Annotated in this window: 21 protein-coding genes; 17 read left to right on the top strand and 4 right to left on the bottom strand. The window is 36.1% G+C overall.

Annotated elements, in window-relative coordinates:
* Positions 1–130: 130 nt before the first annotated feature.
* Positions 131–1,051 carry a DUF2935 domain-containing protein gene (locus tag Ana3638_RS02280; RefSeq protein WP_161836610.1) on the bottom strand — a complete coding sequence of 307 codons (921 nt, stop codon included), beginning with the start codon at positions 1,049–1,051 and terminating at the stop codon, positions 131–133.
* A 346-nt stretch (positions 1,052–1,397) separates the two neighbouring features.
* Between Ana3638_RS02280 and Ana3638_RS02275 the strand changes: the two genes are divergently transcribed.
* The 13 genes from Ana3638_RS02275 to Ana3638_RS02215 all read left to right on the top strand — a co-directional run bounded on the left by Ana3638_RS02275 (position 1,398) and on the right by Ana3638_RS02215 (position 11,881).
* Positions 1,398–2,708 (top strand): SPFH domain-containing protein, encoded by a 1,311-nt coding sequence (locus tag Ana3638_RS02275; protein ID WP_161836609.1) that lies wholly within the window; start codon positions 1,398–1,400, stop codon positions 2,706–2,708.
* A 138-nt stretch (positions 2,709–2,846) separates the two neighbouring features.
* A complete protein-coding gene (locus Ana3638_RS02270; protein WP_161836608.1) occupies positions 2,847–3,545 on the top strand; it encodes a hypothetical protein in 699 nt (232 codons plus the stop codon).
* A gap of 2 nt (positions 3,546–3,547) precedes the next feature.
* The gene (locus tag Ana3638_RS02265) at positions 3,548–4,111 is read left to right on the top strand and encodes a Clp protease/crotonase-like domain-containing protein (RefSeq protein ID WP_161836607.1); all 564 of its coding nucleotides are present in this window, start codon (positions 3,548–3,550) and stop codon (positions 4,109–4,111) included.
* Positions 4,112–4,127: 16 nt separating this feature from the next.
* A complete protein-coding gene (locus Ana3638_RS02260) occupies positions 4,128–4,601 on the top strand; it encodes a DUF2975 domain-containing protein (protein ID WP_161836606.1) in 474 nt (157 codons plus the stop codon).
* A gap of 53 nt (positions 4,602–4,654) precedes the next feature.
* Positions 4,655–4,801 carry a hypothetical protein gene (locus Ana3638_RS02255; RefSeq protein WP_161836605.1) on the top strand — a complete coding sequence of 49 codons (147 nt, stop codon included), beginning with the start codon at positions 4,655–4,657 and terminating at the stop codon, positions 4,799–4,801.
* A 132-nt stretch (positions 4,802–4,933) separates the two neighbouring features.
* The gene (locus tag Ana3638_RS02250) at positions 4,934–5,545 is read left to right on the top strand and encodes an N-acetylmuramoyl-L-alanine amidase (RefSeq protein ID WP_330587812.1); all 612 of its coding nucleotides are present in this window, start codon (positions 4,934–4,936) and stop codon (positions 5,543–5,545) included.
* 314 nt (positions 5,546–5,859) lie between these two features.
* Positions 5,860–6,618 carry a threonine/serine exporter family protein gene (locus Ana3638_RS02245; RefSeq protein ID WP_161836604.1) on the top strand — a complete coding sequence of 253 codons (759 nt, stop codon included), beginning with the start codon at positions 5,860–5,862 and terminating at the stop codon, positions 6,616–6,618.
* A gap of 9 nt (positions 6,619–6,627) precedes the next feature.
* Positions 6,628–7,071, top strand: coding sequence for a threonine/serine exporter family protein (locus Ana3638_RS02240; protein WP_161836603.1), 444 nt, complete (start codon positions 6,628–6,630; stop codon positions 7,069–7,071).
* A gap of 554 nt (positions 7,072–7,625) precedes the next feature.
* Entirely contained in the window at positions 7,626–8,285 is a 660-nt protein-coding gene (locus tag Ana3638_RS02235) for an amino acid ABC transporter permease (protein WP_161836602.1), read from the top strand.
* The gene (locus Ana3638_RS02230) at positions 8,266–8,943 is read left to right on the top strand and encodes an amino acid ABC transporter permease (protein ID WP_161836601.1); all 678 of its coding nucleotides are present in this window, start codon (positions 8,266–8,268) and stop codon (positions 8,941–8,943) included. Before Ana3638_RS02235 ends, Ana3638_RS02230 begins: the two co-directional genes overlap by 20 nt.
* Positions 8,944–9,004: 61 nt before the next feature.
* The gene (locus Ana3638_RS02225; RefSeq protein WP_161836600.1) at positions 9,005–9,760 is read left to right on the top strand and encodes an amino acid ABC transporter ATP-binding protein; all 756 of its coding nucleotides are present in this window, start codon (positions 9,005–9,007) and stop codon (positions 9,758–9,760) included.
* Between the two features lie 137 nt (positions 9,761–9,897).
* Complete coding sequence (locus Ana3638_RS02220) at positions 9,898–10,794, top strand: cysteine ABC transporter substrate-binding protein (RefSeq protein ID WP_161836599.1); 897 nt, start codon at positions 9,898–9,900, stop codon at positions 10,792–10,794.
* A 250-nt stretch (positions 10,795–11,044) separates the two neighbouring features.
* Entirely contained in the window at positions 11,045–11,881 is an 837-nt protein-coding gene (locus Ana3638_RS02215) for a transglutaminase domain-containing protein (protein ID WP_161836598.1), read from the top strand.
* Between the two features lie 67 nt (positions 11,882–11,948).
* Here Ana3638_RS02215 and Ana3638_RS02210 read toward each other — a convergent pair whose 3' ends face one another.
* The 3 genes from Ana3638_RS02210 to Ana3638_RS02200 are packed head-to-tail and all read right to left on the bottom strand — an operon-like array spanning position 11,949 to position 15,537.
* Positions 11,949–14,192: an ABC transporter permease gene (locus Ana3638_RS02210; RefSeq protein WP_161836597.1), complete on the bottom strand. Its 2,244-nt coding sequence runs from the start codon at positions 14,190–14,192 to the stop codon at positions 11,949–11,951.
* On the bottom strand, positions 14,192–14,890 hold the full coding sequence (locus tag Ana3638_RS02205) for an ABC transporter ATP-binding protein (RefSeq protein WP_161836596.1): 699 nt from the start codon (positions 14,888–14,890) through the stop codon (positions 14,192–14,194). Before Ana3638_RS02205 ends, Ana3638_RS02210 begins: the two co-directional genes overlap by 1 nt.
* Positions 14,890–15,537, bottom strand: a complete 648-nt coding sequence (locus tag Ana3638_RS02200) for a TetR/AcrR family transcriptional regulator (RefSeq protein ID WP_161836595.1) — start codon at positions 15,535–15,537, stop codon at positions 14,890–14,892. Before Ana3638_RS02200 ends, Ana3638_RS02205 begins: the two co-directional genes overlap by 1 nt.
* A 259-nt stretch (positions 15,538–15,796) precedes the next feature.
* On the opposite strand from Ana3638_RS02200, the gene Ana3638_RS02195 reads away from it, so the two are divergent.
* The 4 genes from Ana3638_RS02195 (at position 15,797) to Ana3638_RS02180 (ending at position 18,547) form a co-directional block, all read left to right on the top strand.
* Positions 15,797–16,111: a PadR family transcriptional regulator gene (locus Ana3638_RS02195; RefSeq protein ID WP_161836594.1), complete on the top strand. Its 315-nt coding sequence runs from the start codon at positions 15,797–15,799 to the stop codon at positions 16,109–16,111.
* The gene (locus Ana3638_RS02190) at positions 16,111–16,617 is read left to right on the top strand and encodes a DUF2812 domain-containing protein (RefSeq protein WP_161836593.1); all 507 of its coding nucleotides are present in this window, start codon (positions 16,111–16,113) and stop codon (positions 16,615–16,617) included. The genes Ana3638_RS02195 and Ana3638_RS02190 overlap by 1 nt, the downstream gene beginning before the upstream one ends.
* Before the next feature lie 164 nt (positions 16,618–16,781).
* Positions 16,782–17,768, top strand: coding sequence for an effector binding domain-containing protein (locus Ana3638_RS02185; RefSeq protein ID WP_161836592.1), 987 nt, complete (start codon positions 16,782–16,784; stop codon positions 17,766–17,768).
* 410 nt (positions 17,769–18,178) lie between these two features.
* The gene (locus tag Ana3638_RS02180) at positions 18,179–18,547 is read left to right on the top strand and encodes a BlaI/MecI/CopY family transcriptional regulator (protein WP_161836591.1); all 369 of its coding nucleotides are present in this window, start codon (positions 18,179–18,181) and stop codon (positions 18,545–18,547) included.
* Positions 18,548–18,549: the final 2 nt, after the last annotated feature.

Genomic DNA, 18,549 nt, shown 5'->3' with positions numbered 1-18,549 from the left:
GCGAATAAACGGCTCCATTCTCTTTCTTGGAGCCATTCGCACATACTTTCAACAAAATATCTGCGAAATATAAAGCATATTCTCCCACAAGGAAGTTATATTTTGAATTTTGCAACAGCCCCTTTTAAAATTAGCGCTTAAACATTTTCAATAATCTTAAATAATGATTTGCTTCCCGTAAAACATGGTCGCCTAATAAAGGTATAATAATGGATCTTACTTTACATTCCAAAATACCCTGTGTACCCTGTGCCTTAAAATCGCGTAAAGCTTTTGTCGCTTCAAGACTTTCAGCAGTTACTTGGGTTGCGGGAATGGTATTATCCATAGCAGCTTTCGACTCTTCAATTAATTGGTCAAATTCATTTCCGAAATTATTCGCTGTGTTAATTAAATCATCTTCTGTTGGGTCAAGTAAACCGCGAATGAATTTTGAATGTTCCGCCATTATCCGATTCCAGAATACTTCGAATTCCAAGGCATTATTTTCGATATCAAGATCTTCTCCGCTTTGCAGACATTGAACCATCTGTAAATAAAGCCTTGCTTCCCGTGTGATATGGTCGATTAAAAGCGGATAATTTACGGTAAACATTTTACAGCATAAAACATCGGATAAGATCGTACGTTTAAATTTTATTAATGCTGTAATCAACTCGATTGCTCTTTCGTTTATTTCACATACTTTCTGCTCTAAACTTTGATTACATGGATCATATCTGCTGTCCAGTAAATCCATCTGTTCTTTGGTTATTTCAGAAGGTATTTGAATTCCTGTAAGAAAGGAAGTGGCCATTTCAGCATCCAATGTATATTGTGTAATAACTTCTCCTGATTGAAGTACATCCGGACTGACATTTCCATTTGATATACAAACTACTTCACATAATAGCCGGTCAAATTCTTTACGAAAAGTATCTGCTTGATCTTTAAATTTGCTGTCTCTTGGAGTAAATCCTAATTCTAAGAAAAGTGAATGTTCTTTCATTATCCTGCCAAAGAATAAATGTAATTCTAAGGATTGTTTGACAAAGTTTTGTTTAGGAAACATTTTAAATTCTCCGTATAAAGCCTTATGTTATTTTATGTTTAATATAACTTTATGTGATAATGAATCGGGCAAAGTTGTAAAATAAAAATTCATACTTAACATCACTCAGATAAAAGTATAATAAACGCGGTATTTCTTCCTAAAATTACAAAGTTATATTGAGATTTGGCCTATGGAGTGTTAAAATTATTCCAGGTTACTTGTATCGAACTTGTTATGTTGAGTAATGATGAGAGGTATTTATGGCTTTCATAGCCAAAATAGACAAAGATATAAGAATGAAAATGAAGAAATAATTGAATTTTACCTTATAGAGACGAGGATATGGAATGAGGAGGACAAACAGATGGCAATAGTTGAAGTAATCAAATATAACGGTGGTCCGGATGTATTTGCCTGGAAATACCCTAGCGAGGAATTAGGAACCTGGACACAACTAATTGTAAATGAATCTCAGGAAGCTATTTTATTTAAGGGCGGTAAGGCGCTTGATGTATTTGAAAGCGGACGCCATACGCTTGAAACAGCAAATATTCCTTTACTGAATAAGTTGGTTAATCTTCCCTTTGGAGGGCGCTCCCCGTTTACCGCTGAAGTATGGTATATCAATAAGGTATTTTCCCTGGATGTGAAATGGGGAACCGCATCCCCGATTCAGATTCAGGATCCCAAATACGGAGTATTTGCACCGGTGCGTTCTAACGGTACATTTGGTGTCCAGATTGAGGATTCGAAGAAATTTCTTATAAAATTAGTCGGAACCTTATCCGTATTTGATAAGACGACCTTGGTAAAATATTTTCGTGGCTTGTATATCACAAAAGTAAAAGATGCCATATCACAATATGTAGTTAATAAACAAATTAGTTTATTGGAAATAAATGCGTACATAGATGAGCTTTCTAACTTTATGAAAGAACGTATTGCGCCTACATTAGATGAGTATGGAATCAAACTTGCTAATTTTTACGTGAATGATTTAAGTATACCCGAAGAAGATCCGGCAGTTGCAAAATTGAAAAGTGCATTGGCAAAACGTGCCGAAATGAATATCATCGGTTACAGTTACCAGCAGGAACGCTCTTTTGATACATTGGAAGGAGCAGCGAAAAATCCCGGTTCGGTATCCTCTGATTTAATGGGCGCTGGAATAGGACTTGGAATGGGGGTAGGAATTGGCGGTTCAGTCGGTAATGCCTTTAACGGTGTATCCAAAGAAATAGGTACCGGTGTGGCCGGTGGAACAACTGCAAAAGAGTGTCCGAAGTGCCATTCTAATTTAATACCTTCTCAGAGATTTTGCGGAACTTGTGGTTTTGATACGGAAGCCAGTGAAATAAAGGAAAAGGAATCTGAAATTAAATGCAGCAAATGCGGCAGTATTTTAGCCGAAAATATAAAGTTTTGCCCCGAATGCGGAAAGAAGTATAATCCATGTCCGAAATGCAGCGCAGATATGCCCGAAGAGGCTGAATTCTGCCCTGTTTGCGGATACGAAAAACCATTTTGCTGCCCAGGTTGTGGAAAATTAATTTCCAAAGGAAGCAAATTCTGTCCGGAATGCGGAATCAAGCTTACGAAAACATGCACGAAATGCGGTTCGGTAATCCAGGGTTCACCTAAGTTTTGCCCGGAATGCGGTGAAAAACTGGAATAACTAAATATGGTACGGTAATTTATATATTATAAATATGAATTTTGATGCTTATTAAAAATAGATTGCTTACTAAAAGAATAAATGCTTATTAAAAAGAATATATGCTTAAATGCTTATAAAAATGGAGGGCAAAAAACAGTGAACAAAAGAGGAAAAACTTTATCAATTATTGGTGCAATCAGTGTTGTTGTAACTATATTACTGTTTTTTTTATTGACAAGTGAGAGAAGTACCATGACCTGGGCCGGTTTTTGTTCGATTTTACTGGCAGAAATCGCTACGTTTGGCGGATTGGTATTTCTTGAATCGATTTCAACTAAACTATCACTGATAGTTATGAGTGCGATTGGAGGCGGTGCGCTGATAGCGATCCCTTTAATTTCAATTGCGGTTTCGCTGCTGTTTATGGTATCACAAAGTCATGCTTACAAGGTTTTTGCTGCGATTCAGATTGTATCACTTGCAATTTTAGTGATTCTGCTTATTATCGCTTACCAGGTATCAACCAGTGTGAAGTATACCAGTGATAAATTGTTATCCGCTGAAAAAACCATAACCAGGATTACGGATAAATTGAAAATGCTTGCTGATGACAGGCATAATAAAGTTTATTCCGAAAAAATCAAGAGAATTGCGGAAGATATCAGATACAGTGACATATCAACTACCGTGGCTGCAGATACAGAGATAGAAACCAAGATAGAGTCATTAAAACTTATCCTGTTAAGTGAAAATGACCAGAAAGAGGAAAAGGCCAATGCCTTATTAGATGATATGTTATTACTGGTAAACAGACGTAAAATGGAAGTAAAAAATACAAAACAGGGGGGTATTTAAACTTGAAGAACTCAAAAGCGGCTGTTGTGATATACGGTATATGGGAAATAGTAGAATATATTTTCGGAGCAATCATTGCTGCACTTTTTGGACTGGTAGCTATTATGAGTACGTTTGATCATGAAAAAGACGGAGCCGCGGCTATTATTATATGCTGGCTATTTACAGCATTAGGATTCTGGCTTATTCAGCTAGGCAGGAAGAGAAAAAAATTATTAAAGAATTTCAAAGAATATGTTGCCAGGTTATCGGTAGACCCGACAGGGTCCATAGAAAATTTGGCGGCTTCGGTAAATACTTCACAGGATGTTGTGAGGGCTAATCTGCAGAATATGATCAATAAAAAGTTTTTTGTTAGCGCTTACATAGATGAAGCCAATAACCGGGTTGTATTCCAGACAAGCAGTAGTAGTGAAGTTCCACAGTATCGTGATGCTGTATCAAATATACAAAATCAGAAGGCAGAATATGTAACGGTTACCTGCAAAAGCTGCGGAGGAATCAATAAGGTTTTAAAAGATAAAGTCGGCGAATGTGAATATTGCGGCTCACCGATAAAGAATTAATTACGGAGATAACATTATGGCATATGCAAAAAAGAAAAGAACATCCGTTATTGCAACCATATTATGGTGTATATTCTTCTTTCCGGTAGGTATTTATTTCATTTATAGAAGGTTAACGGAAGATAAAACGGAAACATTGAGGAATAGCAGGACTGTAAATGTACTTGGATGGATTTTGACTGTATTAGGAATCATATATTTATTACTTGGTGTTACCGGTGGGATGGAGACTGAAAACGGGGAATCTGTAGTTGGCATGATATTTATCATGGTTACACTTTGCCTCGGAGGAGGGGCGCTTACCCTCCGCGGAGCTAAGAAAATGAAAATCCTCGGTGAACGGTATAGTAAATATTGCCAGATTATTTATGCAAATCAGACAGATATTTTAAATATTGCTAATGCAGCCGGAGTGTCAACCGAAACTGCGCTAAGAGATCTACGGGAAATGATTGACAGCGGTTTCTTCCCGGGGCATACATTGACCTGACTTTGCAGGAAGTTATATTGCCGGGAAGCAGAAACAAAAACCAACAGGTTAACATGCAACAACCAGCTCAACAAACAATTCAAAAAGAACCAAGAAGAAAAGTGGTAAAATGCCCTAATTGCGGGGCTAGCAGTGAGGTTATAGAGGGGAAAACCAAGGAATGTGACTATTGCGATACTCCCTTAGCCTATAAGGATTAAGCTAAAAATTTATTTAGAGTGTAAGTTATGGCAAATACAACAAATGATGCAGAGATGGTAATACCAAAATTCAGGTTAGGAAAGGCGAAATGAAAAACACTATAGAAAAATCACTGTAGCAACTTTAGTTTAATGGAATATAATAATATAGCAAATAAGAAAGGACGTGTTCCTTTGCCTATTAAGATATTTATAGATCAAGGTCACAATCCCAGTGGAACTTTTAACAGTGGTGCGGAGGCCAATGGTGTAACAGAATCGGAAGTTAATTACCAGGTAGGTATCTATTTACAGAATTTATTAAACAGTGATTCAAGATTTGAAGCCCGTGTCTCAAGGCCAACACCTGATACGGTTCTTGGTACCAACAATACTACCAGCTTACAGGAAAGAGTCCGTTTGGCAAATGAATGGCCGGCAAATTATTTTATCAGCATTCATTGCAATTCCAATCCGGATCCGGACATTAACGGAACGGAGGTTTATATTTACAGGACTGGTACCCAATCTAACTGGTTGGCAGACGCGGTATTGAATGCGGTCACAGAAACGGTTGGAACAAATGATAATGGAGTACGGGTAAATCCATCCCTGTATGTTTTACGTAGAACGAATATGCATTCCATATTAATTGAGTTAGCGTACGTAACGAATCTTTCCGATGCCATGAAGCTTAGAGACAACCAATACCAGTTTGCAAATGGGATATACTTAGGAATAAAGCGGTATTTTGGATTTGAGTGATTTGTAAAAGAATAGCGTGTGATTATTAATCTATTAAGAGACCGTTTGCCGCCATCGGTACTTCGGTTGTGGCAGAATAATTTATCTGCCACGGCCTTATGTACCGATGGCGGCAAACGAGTGAGACCGTGCCTCTGTTGGATAATAATCACACGCTATTTTGATACCCAAAATGTAAACATCTCTAATGAAAAAGGGCGCCGCATTTAGTGCCCCAGCCCCTTCATTTTTGTGCACCGGAGTAAATTTATTGACATGTATTAAAACGTGCTATATGATGAATGTATTAATTTAATTAATTACGGGTGAACATAGTGGATACCAATGAGAATAAAAAGGACAAAGTATTTAATGTTATAGTTTTGGCGGGCGAATTATTATTAAGTAACGGAGCAGAGATATTCCGTGTTGAGGATACCATGGAGAGAATTGCAAAAGCTTATGGACTTGATATTGATACCTTTGTAATTGCCAATGGAATTTTTGTAACTGCCCAGGGAAATAAAAGTTTACATCAGTTTAAAATTAAGCATATACCCACAGGAACTACCAATTTAGAAAAAATAGAATTAGTAAATCAGATTTCCAGACAGATTGAACAAAAAACCTATAATGTTGATAAGGCATTGGATAAATTATTGGAGCTTAAGAATAAAAAGATGTATCCGTCAAAAGTTCAGATAGCGGCATATGGCCTTGGCAGCAGCTTTTGTTATTTTTTGGGAGGAAGTGTAACGGACTCCATTGTTTCATTATTTTTAGGAATTATATTAGGTATTACAATGACCCTATTTATGAAAAGTTATGTCACTAAGGCCATACAGAATATTATGGGAAGTGCTATCGTTACAATACTGGCGATTAGTGCTTATAATTTAGGCCTTGGAGATAATATTGATAAGATGATCATCGGATCTATTATACCCTTAGTACCTGGTGTTGCTTTTACCAACGCCGTCCGTGATTTTATTGAAAATGACTATATTTCAGGAGCCGTACGAATGCTGGATTCGGTATTAGTTGCATTTAGTATAGCAATCGGTGTTGGTGTAATATGGAGCATAATGAGGTGATCGAAGAAGATGATTTTACAATTAATTTCGGCTTTTATAGGAACAGTTGCATTTTCTATATTATTTAATGTAAGGAAAAAGTATTTCTTATATTGCGGAATAACCGGAACCTGTGGTTGGTTGGTTTATTTATTGACCTATCATATTACCTCCGGTAAAATGATAGCAAATTTTTTGGCTGCAATTATGGTAATGTTTCTATCCAGAACTTTTGCAGTGTCTAAGCAATGTCCTTTAACTGTTTTCTTAATTCCCGGTATATTTCCCTTAGTACCTGGAGCTGGTATCTATTATACTGCATATGAAATAACACAGCGTCAATTTGATAAGGTCTTAATTAATGGAATGGATACCTTTCAGACAGCAGTTGTAATCGCTTTGGCGATTTCTATTATTATCACCTTACCGTCTGTAATTTTCCGTTTTACCGGTAAATTGCTCAAATGGCTATAATCCTGCAGCGGACAAGCTTGAGGTTTTACTTGATATACAATAATATGAAGGAGTTTATAAAAAGCATGCTATTCATTTGAATAGTACGCTTTTTTATTTTACAGAAAATTCAGACTCCGGAAGGCCAGGTGTTTTGTCCCGAATATATAGTAAAAAAATCTTTAAAAAAGCATTGACAAATGCATAGGATTAATATAAAATACCAATATCATATAATTCATATAAAAATGATATGAATTAAAGGGATTTAAATCAGCAGAGGAGATAAATAGATGAAGGAAATAATGAATCGAAATAATAAAATCCATAATGATATCAAGAGCTGCTGTTGCATGTGTATTTTCTGTTTTACGGAATAATGCATGCAAGTTTAAGATGCGTAAGTTTTATAGTAATCTTACGAAGGTGCAAAAATTCCGTAAGCAGGTGCAGGTGCAACTGCTATTTTTTATGCACTTATAGCATATTTAACATCTGCAAAAAAATACTTCATTCACCTATATAAAAGTAAATTCCACAGGATCAATGGATGGTAATAAAGAGAGGGCAACGAAATGAATCTGGATTTTATAAATGAATATATTCCACTTTATATAGAAGCAGCAAAACTTACAGTCCGAATTGCTTTCATTGGAATTATACTTTCAATTGTGGTAGGCTTCCTGTGCAGCTTGATTCGCTATTATAAAATACCGGTATTGCACAGAGTTATAGGAGTATACATTGAACTTTCCAGAAATACTCCATTATTGATTCAGTTATTTTTCTTATATTTCGGATTGCCGAAGATAGGTATTATGTTGAGTTCCGAAACCTGTGCCATCGCAGGCCTCATTTTTCTCGGGGGCAGTTATATGTCGGAAGCTTTCAGAAGTGGATTGGAAGCAGTTCCGGATAGTCAGCTGGAGTCAGGTTTAAGCCTTGGACTGACCAAACTCCAAGTTGTCAGATATGTACTTATGCCCCAGGCCGTGTCCATATCCGTACCGGCTTTTGCAGCAAATACAATCTTTTTAATAAAGGAAACTTCGGTTTTCAGTGCGGTTGCTTTAGCGGACCTCATGTATACGGCTAAAGATTTAATCGGACTGTATTACGAAACAAATGAGGCATTACTAATGCTGGTAATCGCGTATTTAATAATTTTATTGCCGGTTTCAATCTTATTTACATTGATAGAAAGGAAATTAAGACATGCGGGATTTGGGGATTAGTGTTCTGTTTCAGGGTAAAAATTTCGTTAGACTTTTAGAGGGATTGGGCTTAACCATAGGAATTTCTTTAATTGCAGTAGCAATATCCATAGTTCTTGGCATTATCCTTGGGATGGTCATGACTATAAAAAATCCGATCCTAAAGGCAGTAACCAGAAGTTACTTAGAATTTGTACGTATCATGCCCCAATTAGTTCTTTTATTTATCGTTTATTTTGGGGTGACCAAAGCCTTTGGAATTCATCTATCCGGAGAAGTTTCAGCGATTATTGTATTTTCCATATGGGGAACTGCAGAAATGGGAGATTTGGTGCGAGGCGCCCTCTCATCCATACCAAAGCATCAATATGAAAGCGGTAAGGCAATTGGCCTTACGGAATTGCAGATTTACTTCTATATAATCATACCACAGACCATAAGAAGACTAGTGCCTTTGGCCATTAATCTGGTTACCAGAATGATAAAAACCACATCGTTAATTGCTTTAATCGGCGTTGTAGAGGTAGTGAAAGTAGGGCAGCAGATTATTGAGGCGTCCCGTTTATCCGTACCGAGTGCGGCCCTTTGGATATATGGAGTAATATTTTTCTTTTATTTTATCGTTTGTTATCCGATTTCCCTGCTCTCTTCGAAATTAGAAAAAGCCTGGAAGAACTAGAAAAAAAATAGGTAATTGCGAAACTAGATTATAATCAGAAAGGATTTGCAGTGGTGTATCAATGAGTGAGAGAGAAGCTATTTTAGAAATTAGAAACCTGAAGAAGAGCTTTGATACCTTAGAGGTATTAAAAGGTGTTTCCTTAGATATAAAGCAAGGTGAAGTTGTAGTTATTGTTGGTCCTTCGGGATGCGGAAAGAGCACTTTGCTTCGATGTATTAACGGATTGGAGGGTATACAGGGAGGAGAGATATCCCTAAGGGGAGAAATCATCAGTAACCAAACGAAAAACATGCATCTTATCAGGCAGAAAATCGGTATGGTTTTTCAAAGCTATGACCTGTTTCCCCATTTGACAATTCTGAATAACATTTTATTAGGGCCTTTAAAAGCACAGGATAGAGATAAAAAAGAAGTAATTAAGGAAGCAGAAGATTTGTTAAAAAGGGTTGGCTTATTTGAAAAGAGAGATGCTTACCCCAGGCAGTTATCCGGCGGCCAAAAACAAAGAGTTGCCATAGTCAGAGCATTATGTATGCATCCGGAGATTATGTTATTCGATGAAGTTACCGCAGCGCTGGACCCCGAAATGGTAAGAGAAGTTTTAGATGTTATGCTGGAACTTGCCAAAGAAGGCAGTACCATGTTTATCGTTACTCATGAAATGCAGTTTGCCCGTGCGATTGCAGACCGGATTATCTTTCTTGATAAAGGTGAAATTGTAGAAGAAAGTGACCCGGAAACTTTTTTCACCAATCCAAAGACGGAGAGGGCAAGGAAGTTTTTAAATGTATTTGAATTTAATCATATTAAGTAAGTCCCCGCTTCCCAGCGTAGCGGATTGCGAATGATTGCTTTGACTACCGTTAAAGGTGTTAAAGATAGAAAGACAGATTAGATAACGAATCTGTCCGGCAAAATATTTGGTTAAAACCAGGAAAAGAGGAGAATAAAATGAAACAATTTAAAAAAGTAGTTACCTTACTATTCCTATTAACATTAATAACTGCAGCATTTACTGGCTGTGGAAGTAAAACAGGAAGTGATACGAAAGAAAATACCGGTTCCGATACAACAACAGCCGCTCAGGGTGGAACCGCAAGAACATTGGATGAAATCAAAAAAAGCGGTAAGATAGTCATTGGTGTATTCAGTGATAAAAAACCTTTTGGTTATGTGGATGAAAATGGCGCATTCCAGGGTTATGACGTATATTTTGGTAACCAGATCGCAAAAGATTTAGGAGTAGAAGTAGAATATGTACCGGTTGAAGCAGCCAGCCGTGTAGAATATCTTGTTACTGCTAAAGTAGATATTATTCTTGCCAATTTTACTGTTACTGAAGAAAGAGCAGAACAGGTTGACTTTGCAAAACCTTACATGAAAGTAGCGTTAGGTGTGGTATCTCCGGATAATGCATTAATCACAGCACCTGAACAGTTGAACGGTAAAACTTTAATCGTAAGTAAAGGAACCACAGCAGAAACTTATTTTACTGAAAATTATCCTGATGTTACATTATTAAAATTCGATCAATATTCTGAGGCTTATAATGCTTTGTTAGACGGCCGTGGAGATGCATTCTCAACAGATAATACGGAAGTTCTTGCATGGGCACTTGAAAATAAAGGGTTTACAGTAGGAATCGAATCCTTGGGTAACCTGGATACGATTGCACCGGCGGTTCAGAAAGGAAATACGGAATTATTGAACTGGTTGAATGATGAAATCGTAACTTTAGGAAAAGATAATTTCTTCCACAAAGATTATAATGAAACCTTAGCACCGGTATATGGTGACGCTGCCGATCCGGAAAGTCTGGTAGTCGAAAGCGGAGTTGTAGAAAAATAACCAGAAGAAACACGTTTTGCGAGTTTCTCCGGTTCGCGTTTGCGTTGGAATTATTACAAGCAAGCTTGCTAATTCTCACTTTGCTTTCGCGGAAATTAAACAAGACCCCTGTAATCATTTTTACAGGGGTTTTGTTATTTTATAAGTAAAAATTCCCATTAGCTCATTTTGCTTTTCTTAACCTGCATTATTTGATATAATAAATCTTATACGGTGACTATTAACTGATAAGTAAACAAAGGAGAAGCCTATGAAGAAAAAAATAATCGTTTCTTTCCTCGTATTTATGTTATTTCTTACCTTACCAATGGAAGCAAGCGCTAAAACCTATACAACAAAAGAACAGGTATATAATATTATCAAAAAAAATCTCTTAGCACATAAAGTTAAGTTTACAATAACAACAGATATGGATGTGATGAGCGAGATTGGAAGAAATGCAGATATGTTCAGTGCTGTTGCGGCCCTTGATGATAAGAAAACATCAAAAGACGGAGATTACCTTAATTTATCAATAAGCAGCTGGAGGACAAATTGGCAGTGGAGCAGTCAGGGAGATACAGCGCAACTGACCTTTTCGGCTGTCTACAGAACAACTTTAAAACAGGAGAAAGCTGTAGATGAGAAGATAGCAGGTATCCTGGATTCTTTAAATCTGGAAAATAAAACAGAATATCAGAAAGTCAAAGCCATTCATGATTATATAATTAAGAAAACCAGTTATGACCAGAGTCTGGAGAAGCATTCCGCTTATGATGCTTTAATAAATAAATCAGCGGTTTGTGAAGGTTATGCGTTAGCTGCTTACCGTCTGTTTACGGAAGCAGGAATTAAGTGCCGGATCATTACCGGATATGCAGGGGGTGCGGCCCATGCGTGGAATATCGTCTCTGTGAATGGTAAATGGTACAACATTGACCTTACCTGGGATGACCCGATTACAAACACCGGTAAACCCATGTTAAGTTATGATTATTTCTTAAAAAATGCAAAAGATTTCAGTGACCACACAAGGGATAACGAATATAATACCAGTGCTTTTCTAAAAAAATATCCTATAGCAAAAGAAAACTATAAAATGAAATAAAAGTTAAGAAGATGCTTAAAAAAATGCCGGTGTACATCCCGGCATTTTTCTTGAAACTCTCGAGTTACTATTCTAATCTGGATTTTAATACCTCGTTCATGGAGATTTTACTTACTTTCTTTTTACTTAAAGCCTTGGATACCTCAAAGGTAAGATAAATAATCACAAATCCAAGAATTAAATAAATAGAGTCAATTTTTAATGGCAGCGCCACACTCATATCTTTCGTTAAGGAATTAAGCATAGAACCTAAAGACATGAATAACAGCGGTATACCGAGGATAAATCCTAAAATAATTAAAAATGACGAACTGTTTAAGATCATGGAATAAACTTCCCTTTTCCGGTAACCTAAAACTTTCATAAGGGATATGTTCTCCTTATTTTCTTCAATAATCATAGAAGTTACCACATAGATTACGATAAGTCCGATGATAAATGATATAAAAGCCATAGTTCCTACGGTTGCCTGAATGGGCTGAGTCATTGAATTAAAAGCATTTTTCATATCATCTACGGACAATGCTGCAAGCAGCTGGTCTTCCGGAATGTTTAATTTGTCCTTACTCCATAAGCCGAAATAGCTGCCGGACGGATAATTTAACATACTGTTAAATTGGGACAAAGGCATATAGATATAGTTACCGACATAGGTTTCTGCAATGCTGTCTATTGTTACACTATATTCCTTGGAATCAGTCTTACTAATTATTTTAACCGTATCGGATGGCTTTACTTTTAACTTATCCGCTAATGGTTTCGTCATAATAACTTGATTTGTATTCAGCTGATTGCCGGATTTATCTTTAAATGTAATATATTTGGAATTGGGAGTTACTCCGTAGACAGCTAAGTTTAATTTATCATTAGACTCCGGTGAAAACAGTTCTTCGGAAAAAGCCTCACCCTCCATCCGTGTTTCTGTTTGAAGCGTATTAAATACATAGTGATAATTGTATTTAAACGCTTGTTTAAACCCTTCCACCATAACATAGTCCAGTGAACTTTTTGCTGCAAATCCGATAAGGAGCAGCATGGTGGCAATCGCAACTCCCAGAAGTAAAAAGACACTTCTTGGTATACTTCTAAGCTGTTCTCTTATTTTAAATTTGGTAGTAAACTTAAACCGATCTAACTTCAGGTTTTTTTCTAAGAAACCAACTTTATAATTGGAGTCACCGCCTCGCATAAGTTCCAGAGGAGAACTTTTTAGGGATTTGTAGGTTACGATATATCCGGCAACACCAAGAAAAACAATAGGTAAAAGGATACTAATTATAATATATTTTATGCTATAATTTACGATACCGACCGGCATATTAAAATACGTTACCATTACATTCAGCATAGGTTTTAAGGTTACAGAACCAAGGATAGTTCCAATAATACCGCCTATTACGGCGACGGAAAGCGGATATCTTAAATAGTGATTTTGTATCTCCTTTTTCTTATAACCCAGAGCATACAAAGTTCCGATGATTGCTGACTCTCTTTTTAGCAGTCTCCACATTACCATACCGGATAATATACAGGAAAGTAGCAAAATAGCGGTAGGCATAGTAGAGCTTACCTGATTGATACCTCCAAGCTTTGTCTGTACAAAAGTTATTCTAAGATTTGCATCTGCATTCACCCAGTTTAGAATGGAAATATTTTCATTCCTTAAATACTCTTTAAATTGTGTCATTACAGTTTCAAAATTACTTTTCTCACCCTTATATTTTAAGGAATAGAAGCTATTTCCCTTGTTAAAAGATTGAAAATCATCCCCACCGATTACAGCAATTCCAAAGCTGTTGGCATCCCGCAATAGGTCTCCATCTGATTTCAGCGGATAAATATAATTGGGTAGTGACATAAAACCGGATATGGTAAGATTCCTGTCATATATTTTTAAATTGTCGCCGATTGCTAATTTATTTGCTTTTGCGAAAGCAGGATCAATAAAAATATCATTACCGTTTAATTCTTTACCTTTAATAATTGCCGGTAAATTTACTTTAGTATTTTCAGAAAATATTCTTAAGATTTTATTATCAGAGAGGGTATAATCAATAGTACTGCTGCCTTCCAGCAGTATGTCAAACTTCTCTTCAAGTTCTGGAATATTGGTTAAGATACTGTCAGTTATAAAATTTGCGTCTTCCTGAACATACGTATCTTCAAAGGAGGAAGTAATATTGGACATATTATCGGAAAGCATATTAAACATGGTAAATAGCAGACAGCTTATAACAATGAGAACGAAAGAACCAAAATACTGGGATTTGCTTTGAAACATGGTTCTCTTTATTTTTTTATTAATTATCATTACCATTCAATCCTTTCTGCAGATATCATAGTTTTATTAATTGAACTCTCTACAATCTCACCGCTTCTTACCCTGTATACTCTGTTTGCCATTGCACTTATGGCTGAGTTGTGAGTTATCATAAGTATGGTTGTTCCGAAATTTTTATTGATTTTCTGCAATAATTTTAATATTTCTCTGGATGCTTCAAAATCCAGAGCCCCGGTAGGTTCATCGCATAATAATAAATTCGGATTCTTAACAACGGCTCTTGCTATGGAAACTCTTTGCTGTTCACCGCCGCTTAATTCTTTCGGAAACCGGTGCTTTTTATCGGCCATTCCCACAGACTCTAATATTTCATCTGTGGAAAGGGGAGACCTGCTTATATTAGAAACTACTTCAACATTTTCACCTACGGTAAGGTCCGGTATCAGATTATAAAACTGAAATACAAAGCCGATTTGATCTCTTCGATAATCGGTAAGTGCACGATCGGATAGTTTTGTGACCTCCACCTTATCTACTTCTACCAGACCGGAATCACACCGGTCGATTCCGCCGATTATATTTAATAAGGTTGACTTACCGGAACCTGATGGGCCAAGAATTACTCCGATTTCACCTTTATCCAGGGTCAAATCCACACCTTTTAAAACCTGTGTGGTTATTTCTCCAGTTGTATAACTCTTTATTAAATTTTCTACTTTTATAAACATTATTGCTTGCCTCCCATACCATTTTTCAAAAGTTCCAGTAAAGCGTTAATTTCTTCTTCAAATACTTCAAAATCCTCATCAACGATATCTTCACCCAGGTTTCTAGCCCTATTCATGATATATTCCTTTATTTTAAAGGATACTCCTGTCAAAAATAGAGAAATCATAGTATCATCAATGTCAGTTCTGATAGAGCCGTTGTTTTTGCCATCCTGAATCAGATTTAATAAATGCTCATTTGCAAACCCTGTGATATAAGACATGGATTCGTCCGTTAAACCGCTGTATTTTCCAAGAAATATGTCTTGCATAAATATTACCAGTTCTCTTTCTTCTTTGATTTGCAGCCATGAAATTTTGGTATTCTGATAAAGAAAATCAAAAACATTCATAGTTTTATCTTTCAAGGTTATATATTGCTCATTTTTTTGCAGAAGCAGCTCGGTTGACCACTTTACACAATATAAAAACAGTTCTTTTTTATTTTCAAAATATTGATACATGCTGCCTTTAGCAACACCGGCACTTTTTGCAATGTTGCCAATATTGCCTTTTTCAAATCCATGATTCAGAAATTCATGGATGGAAGACCTCATAATTTTCTCCTGTTTTTCAAGAGGTAAATTTGAAAAAGTTTCTTTGGGCATGTTAACGCCACCTTTCATTATTTTTATTATTAACGAGAGCATTTTCTTATTATACTTCTGGTTCTTATGAAGTTCTGGTTCTTTTGATATGAGACTTTTGTGTGCTTCTAATGTGACTATCGGGTCATATGACTCGTTAGTCACATTATATAACTACTTTTTATAATAGTCAATAACGAAATTTTATGTATTGACAAATATATCGGCAGGTGATATATTCAATATATCGCAAGATGATATATCGGGAGGTGAGTGAAAGGTGGATAAAAATATCCCATTAACTGAAGCAATATATTATATTCTGATAGCTGTTAAATCACCCAATCACGGATATGGTATTATACAAAATGTTTCTGACATGACAAATGGAAGGCTGATATTAGGGCCTGGTACTTTATATGGTGCAATTAATACATTATTGGATAAAGGCTGGATTAGACTGTACCGGGAAGAGAAAGATTCCAGAAGAAAAAAAGAATATGTTATTACAGAAGCCGGGAGAAGTATATTTAAAGAAGAGGTAGCACGGTTGAAAGAATTAATAGAAAATAGTAAATTGATGGAGGGATTTTAATGAAAATATTTCGTTGGTATTACGATAAAGATAAAGAAGAAAAATGGCTGAATCAAATGTGTGAAAAAGGTTATGCCTTAAAGAGGTTTTTTCTTGGATTATATACCTTTGAACCATGTGAAAAAGGAGAGTATGTTTACAGGATTGATTTACTCCACAACTGGGAGGGAGATAAATACGATTATGTATCCTTTATGGAGGAATACGGGGTAGAGTATGTCGCACAATGGTACCGTTGGGTATTTTTAAGGAAAAAAGCTGCAGACGGAGCCTTTGATTTATATACGGATTCCGCCTCCCAAGTGCAGCATTATATACGAATCAGAAATTTCTTTTTAGCTGCTTTTATCGTTGAATTATTTGCCGGTTTGATTGAGGTAAGTACATTCACCTTAGAAGTAAACGGTTTCAATGCAGGGAGTTCTGTCGTGATATTTTTATTCGCCGGTATCTTTTTAGGGATGATACTTAAGTATAATAAAAAGATTAAGCAGTTAAGGATATAGGGGTGAGATTGGTTATCTGAGTATGGAGCCAATCAATCAAAATAAGAAAGTTGTACCAAAGCGTATGATTAATGTGTTATAACTAAAAATAAATGAAAAAGTAAAATACTCTTGACTTTGACGTCGTGTCGTACTTTATACTTTGAAATATGAGGAGGATAGTCATGGAATTACAAACAATCAGTCAGGTATCAAAGAACTTTCATATTTCAACAAGAACACTACGTTATTATGAGCAGATTGGATTACTGAAAAGTGTCAAAAAAGAGGATTATGCCTACCGCACTTACGGACAGGAAGAAATCAACCGGTTGCAGCAGATTATTATTTTGCGTAAGTTAAGAATTCCCCTGAAACAGATTATTATTATACTGGAAAGCGATAATTCCAGAAAAGTTTTAGAGGTATTCAGGCAGAATTTGATTGAGGTGGAAGATGAAATTACGGCGTTGTCTACCATTCGTTCCATACTGCAGACTTTTGTCAATTATTTAAATGATAATACCAATCTGGATATTAAGCTGAATCTGTTTAAAGACAAATCCATTCAAAAAATTGTCGATTCCCTGGCCATCTCCAAAATTAATTTTAAGGAGGAAAATGCGATGGATGATTTAAACAAAGCAAATGAGAGTTTAACAAAATTAAAAGATGTAAGGATTATCTATTTACCGCCGGCTGCGGTAGCTGCTTACCAATATGTTGGTGATGAACCGGAAATGCATGTAAACGAGGTAATGGATGAATTCGTACGAAGCAGCGGGCTGTTTAAAAGAAAACCGGATTTAAGGCATTATGGATTTAACAGTCCCAATCCGGTTGATGAAACCGGATTTCACGGTTATGAAATGTGGGTGACTATCCCGGATGATATGGAGGTGCCGGCGCCTCTTACTAAAAAATATTTTGAAGGGGGATTATATGCTGCCCATATGATTCCTATGGGAGCGTTTGAAGAATGGGGACTTCTTAATGACTGGGTAACAAAGAATAATCCCAAGTATGAAAGTAATATCGGAGATAGAGGAGCTGAGTGCATGTTTGGTTTATTGGAAGAACATCTAAACTATGTTAACCACATAAACCTGCCGGATTCGGAACAGGAGAATCTGCAATTAGACCTTTTGTTTCCAATCAAAGAAAAAGATTAGTTCTACAATAAACTAAATTTAAGGTTAATCCTAAGGCTGATATTATTCTTAAGTTTTTTAATATAGCAAGGGAATGTAAATATCTCTCCCATCAATAAGAGGGAATTACATCCAATGTATTATGAAAACTTAAGTTTATATCAGCTTATTTTTTATATCCGAGCTTATCACATATCTAAGCATATCATTTATCCGAATCTATTATCTATCCGAGGCTTATTCATAAACCAGCCTATTAAATCAGCTTATACCAAAAACCAGTTGATAAATTACATAACAAATTACATATATTTCCTAACTTGGATTAAATTGGTCAAAAATTATTACAAAATTCTATTGACAAAACCGTATTACAAATGTAATATGAAAAAGTGTAGTACAATTGTAATACGAGAAAGGAGTGAAAACGAATGAATAATATTTCTGATTCTGAGTGGAAAGTAATGAAAGTTGTATGGAAAAAGTCACCCATATCCGGAAGTGAAATAGTGGATGAACTGGAGGCAGTTACAGGCTGGAACCCCAAAACAATACATACCTTAATTCGACGGCTGGTGGCGAAAGGTGCTATAACAGCGAAAAAAGAAAGTACCTTTTATTCCTATTATGCGGCAGTCTCAGAGGAAGAATGTGTAAAAGAGGAAACGGAAACATTTCTTGAAAAATGCTTTAACGGTTCCTTAAATATGCTGGTAAGCAATTTTATTAAAGAAGACAAATTAACGGAACAGGATATAGAAGAGCTTCAAGAGTTATTAAAATCAAATAAAAGAAGGTAAGG

Origin of the sequence: Anaerocolumna sedimenticola, assembly GCF_009931695.1 — a bacterium.
Taxonomy (GTDB): domain Bacteria; phylum Bacillota; class Clostridia; order Lachnospirales; family Lachnospiraceae; genus Anaerocolumna; species Anaerocolumna sedimenticola.
The sequence above is the reverse complement of the archived record's forward strand: the minus strand, read 5'-3'. Positions and strand labels throughout refer to the sequence as shown.

Bases quoted from the DNA above. Each gene is read 5' to 3' on its own strand.
- Ana3638_RS02215 (WP_161836598.1), top strand. From the start codon at position 11,045: ATGAAGAAAAAAATAATCGTTTCTTTCCTCGTATTTATGTTATTTCTT.
- Ana3638_RS02225 (WP_161836600.1), top strand. From the start codon at position 9,005: ATGAGTGAGAGAGAAGCTATTTTAGAAATTAGAAACCTGAAGAAGAGC.
- Ana3638_RS02200 (WP_161836595.1), bottom strand. From the start codon at position 15,537: ATGCCCAAAGAAACTTTTTCAAATTTACCTCTTGAAAAACAGGAGAAA.
- Ana3638_RS02235 (WP_161836602.1), top strand. From the start codon at position 7,626: ATGAATCTGGATTTTATAAATGAATATATTCCACTTTATATAGAAGCA.
- Ana3638_RS02255 (WP_161836605.1), top strand. From the start codon at position 4,655: ATGCAACAACCAGCTCAACAAACAATTCAAAAAGAACCAAGAAGAAAA.
- Ana3638_RS02250 (WP_330587812.1), top strand. From the start codon at position 4,934: ATGGAATATAATAATATAGCAAATAAGAAAGGACGTGTTCCTTTGCCT.
- Ana3638_RS02240 (WP_161836603.1), top strand. From the start codon at position 6,628: ATGATTTTACAATTAATTTCGGCTTTTATAGGAACAGTTGCATTTTCT.
- Ana3638_RS02185 (WP_161836592.1), top strand. From the start codon at position 16,782: ATGGAATTACAAACAATCAGTCAGGTATCAAAGAACTTTCATATTTCA.
- Ana3638_RS02280 (WP_161836610.1), bottom strand. From the start codon at position 1,051: ATGTTTCCTAAACAAAACTTTGTCAAACAATCCTTAGAATTACATTTA.
- Ana3638_RS02210 (WP_161836597.1), bottom strand. From the start codon at position 14,192: ATGATAATTAATAAAAAAATAAAGAGAACCATGTTTCAAAGCAAATCC.
- Ana3638_RS02230 (WP_161836601.1), top strand. From the start codon at position 8,266: ATGCGGGATTTGGGGATTAGTGTTCTGTTTCAGGGTAAAAATTTCGTT.
- Ana3638_RS02190 (WP_161836593.1), top strand. From the start codon at position 16,111: ATGAAAATATTTCGTTGGTATTACGATAAAGATAAAGAAGAAAAATGG.
- Ana3638_RS02220 (WP_161836599.1), top strand. From the start codon at position 9,898: ATGAAACAATTTAAAAAAGTAGTTACCTTACTATTCCTATTAACATTA.
- Ana3638_RS02260 (WP_161836606.1), top strand. From the start codon at position 4,128: ATGGCATATGCAAAAAAGAAAAGAACATCCGTTATTGCAACCATATTA.
- Ana3638_RS02275 (WP_161836609.1), top strand. From the start codon at position 1,398: ATGGCAATAGTTGAAGTAATCAAATATAACGGTGGTCCGGATGTATTT.
- Ana3638_RS02180 (WP_161836591.1), top strand. From the start codon at position 18,179: ATGAATAATATTTCTGATTCTGAGTGGAAAGTAATGAAAGTTGTATGG.
- Ana3638_RS02205 (WP_161836596.1), bottom strand. From the start codon at position 14,890: ATGTTTATAAAAGTAGAAAATTTAATAAAGAGTTATACAACTGGAGAA.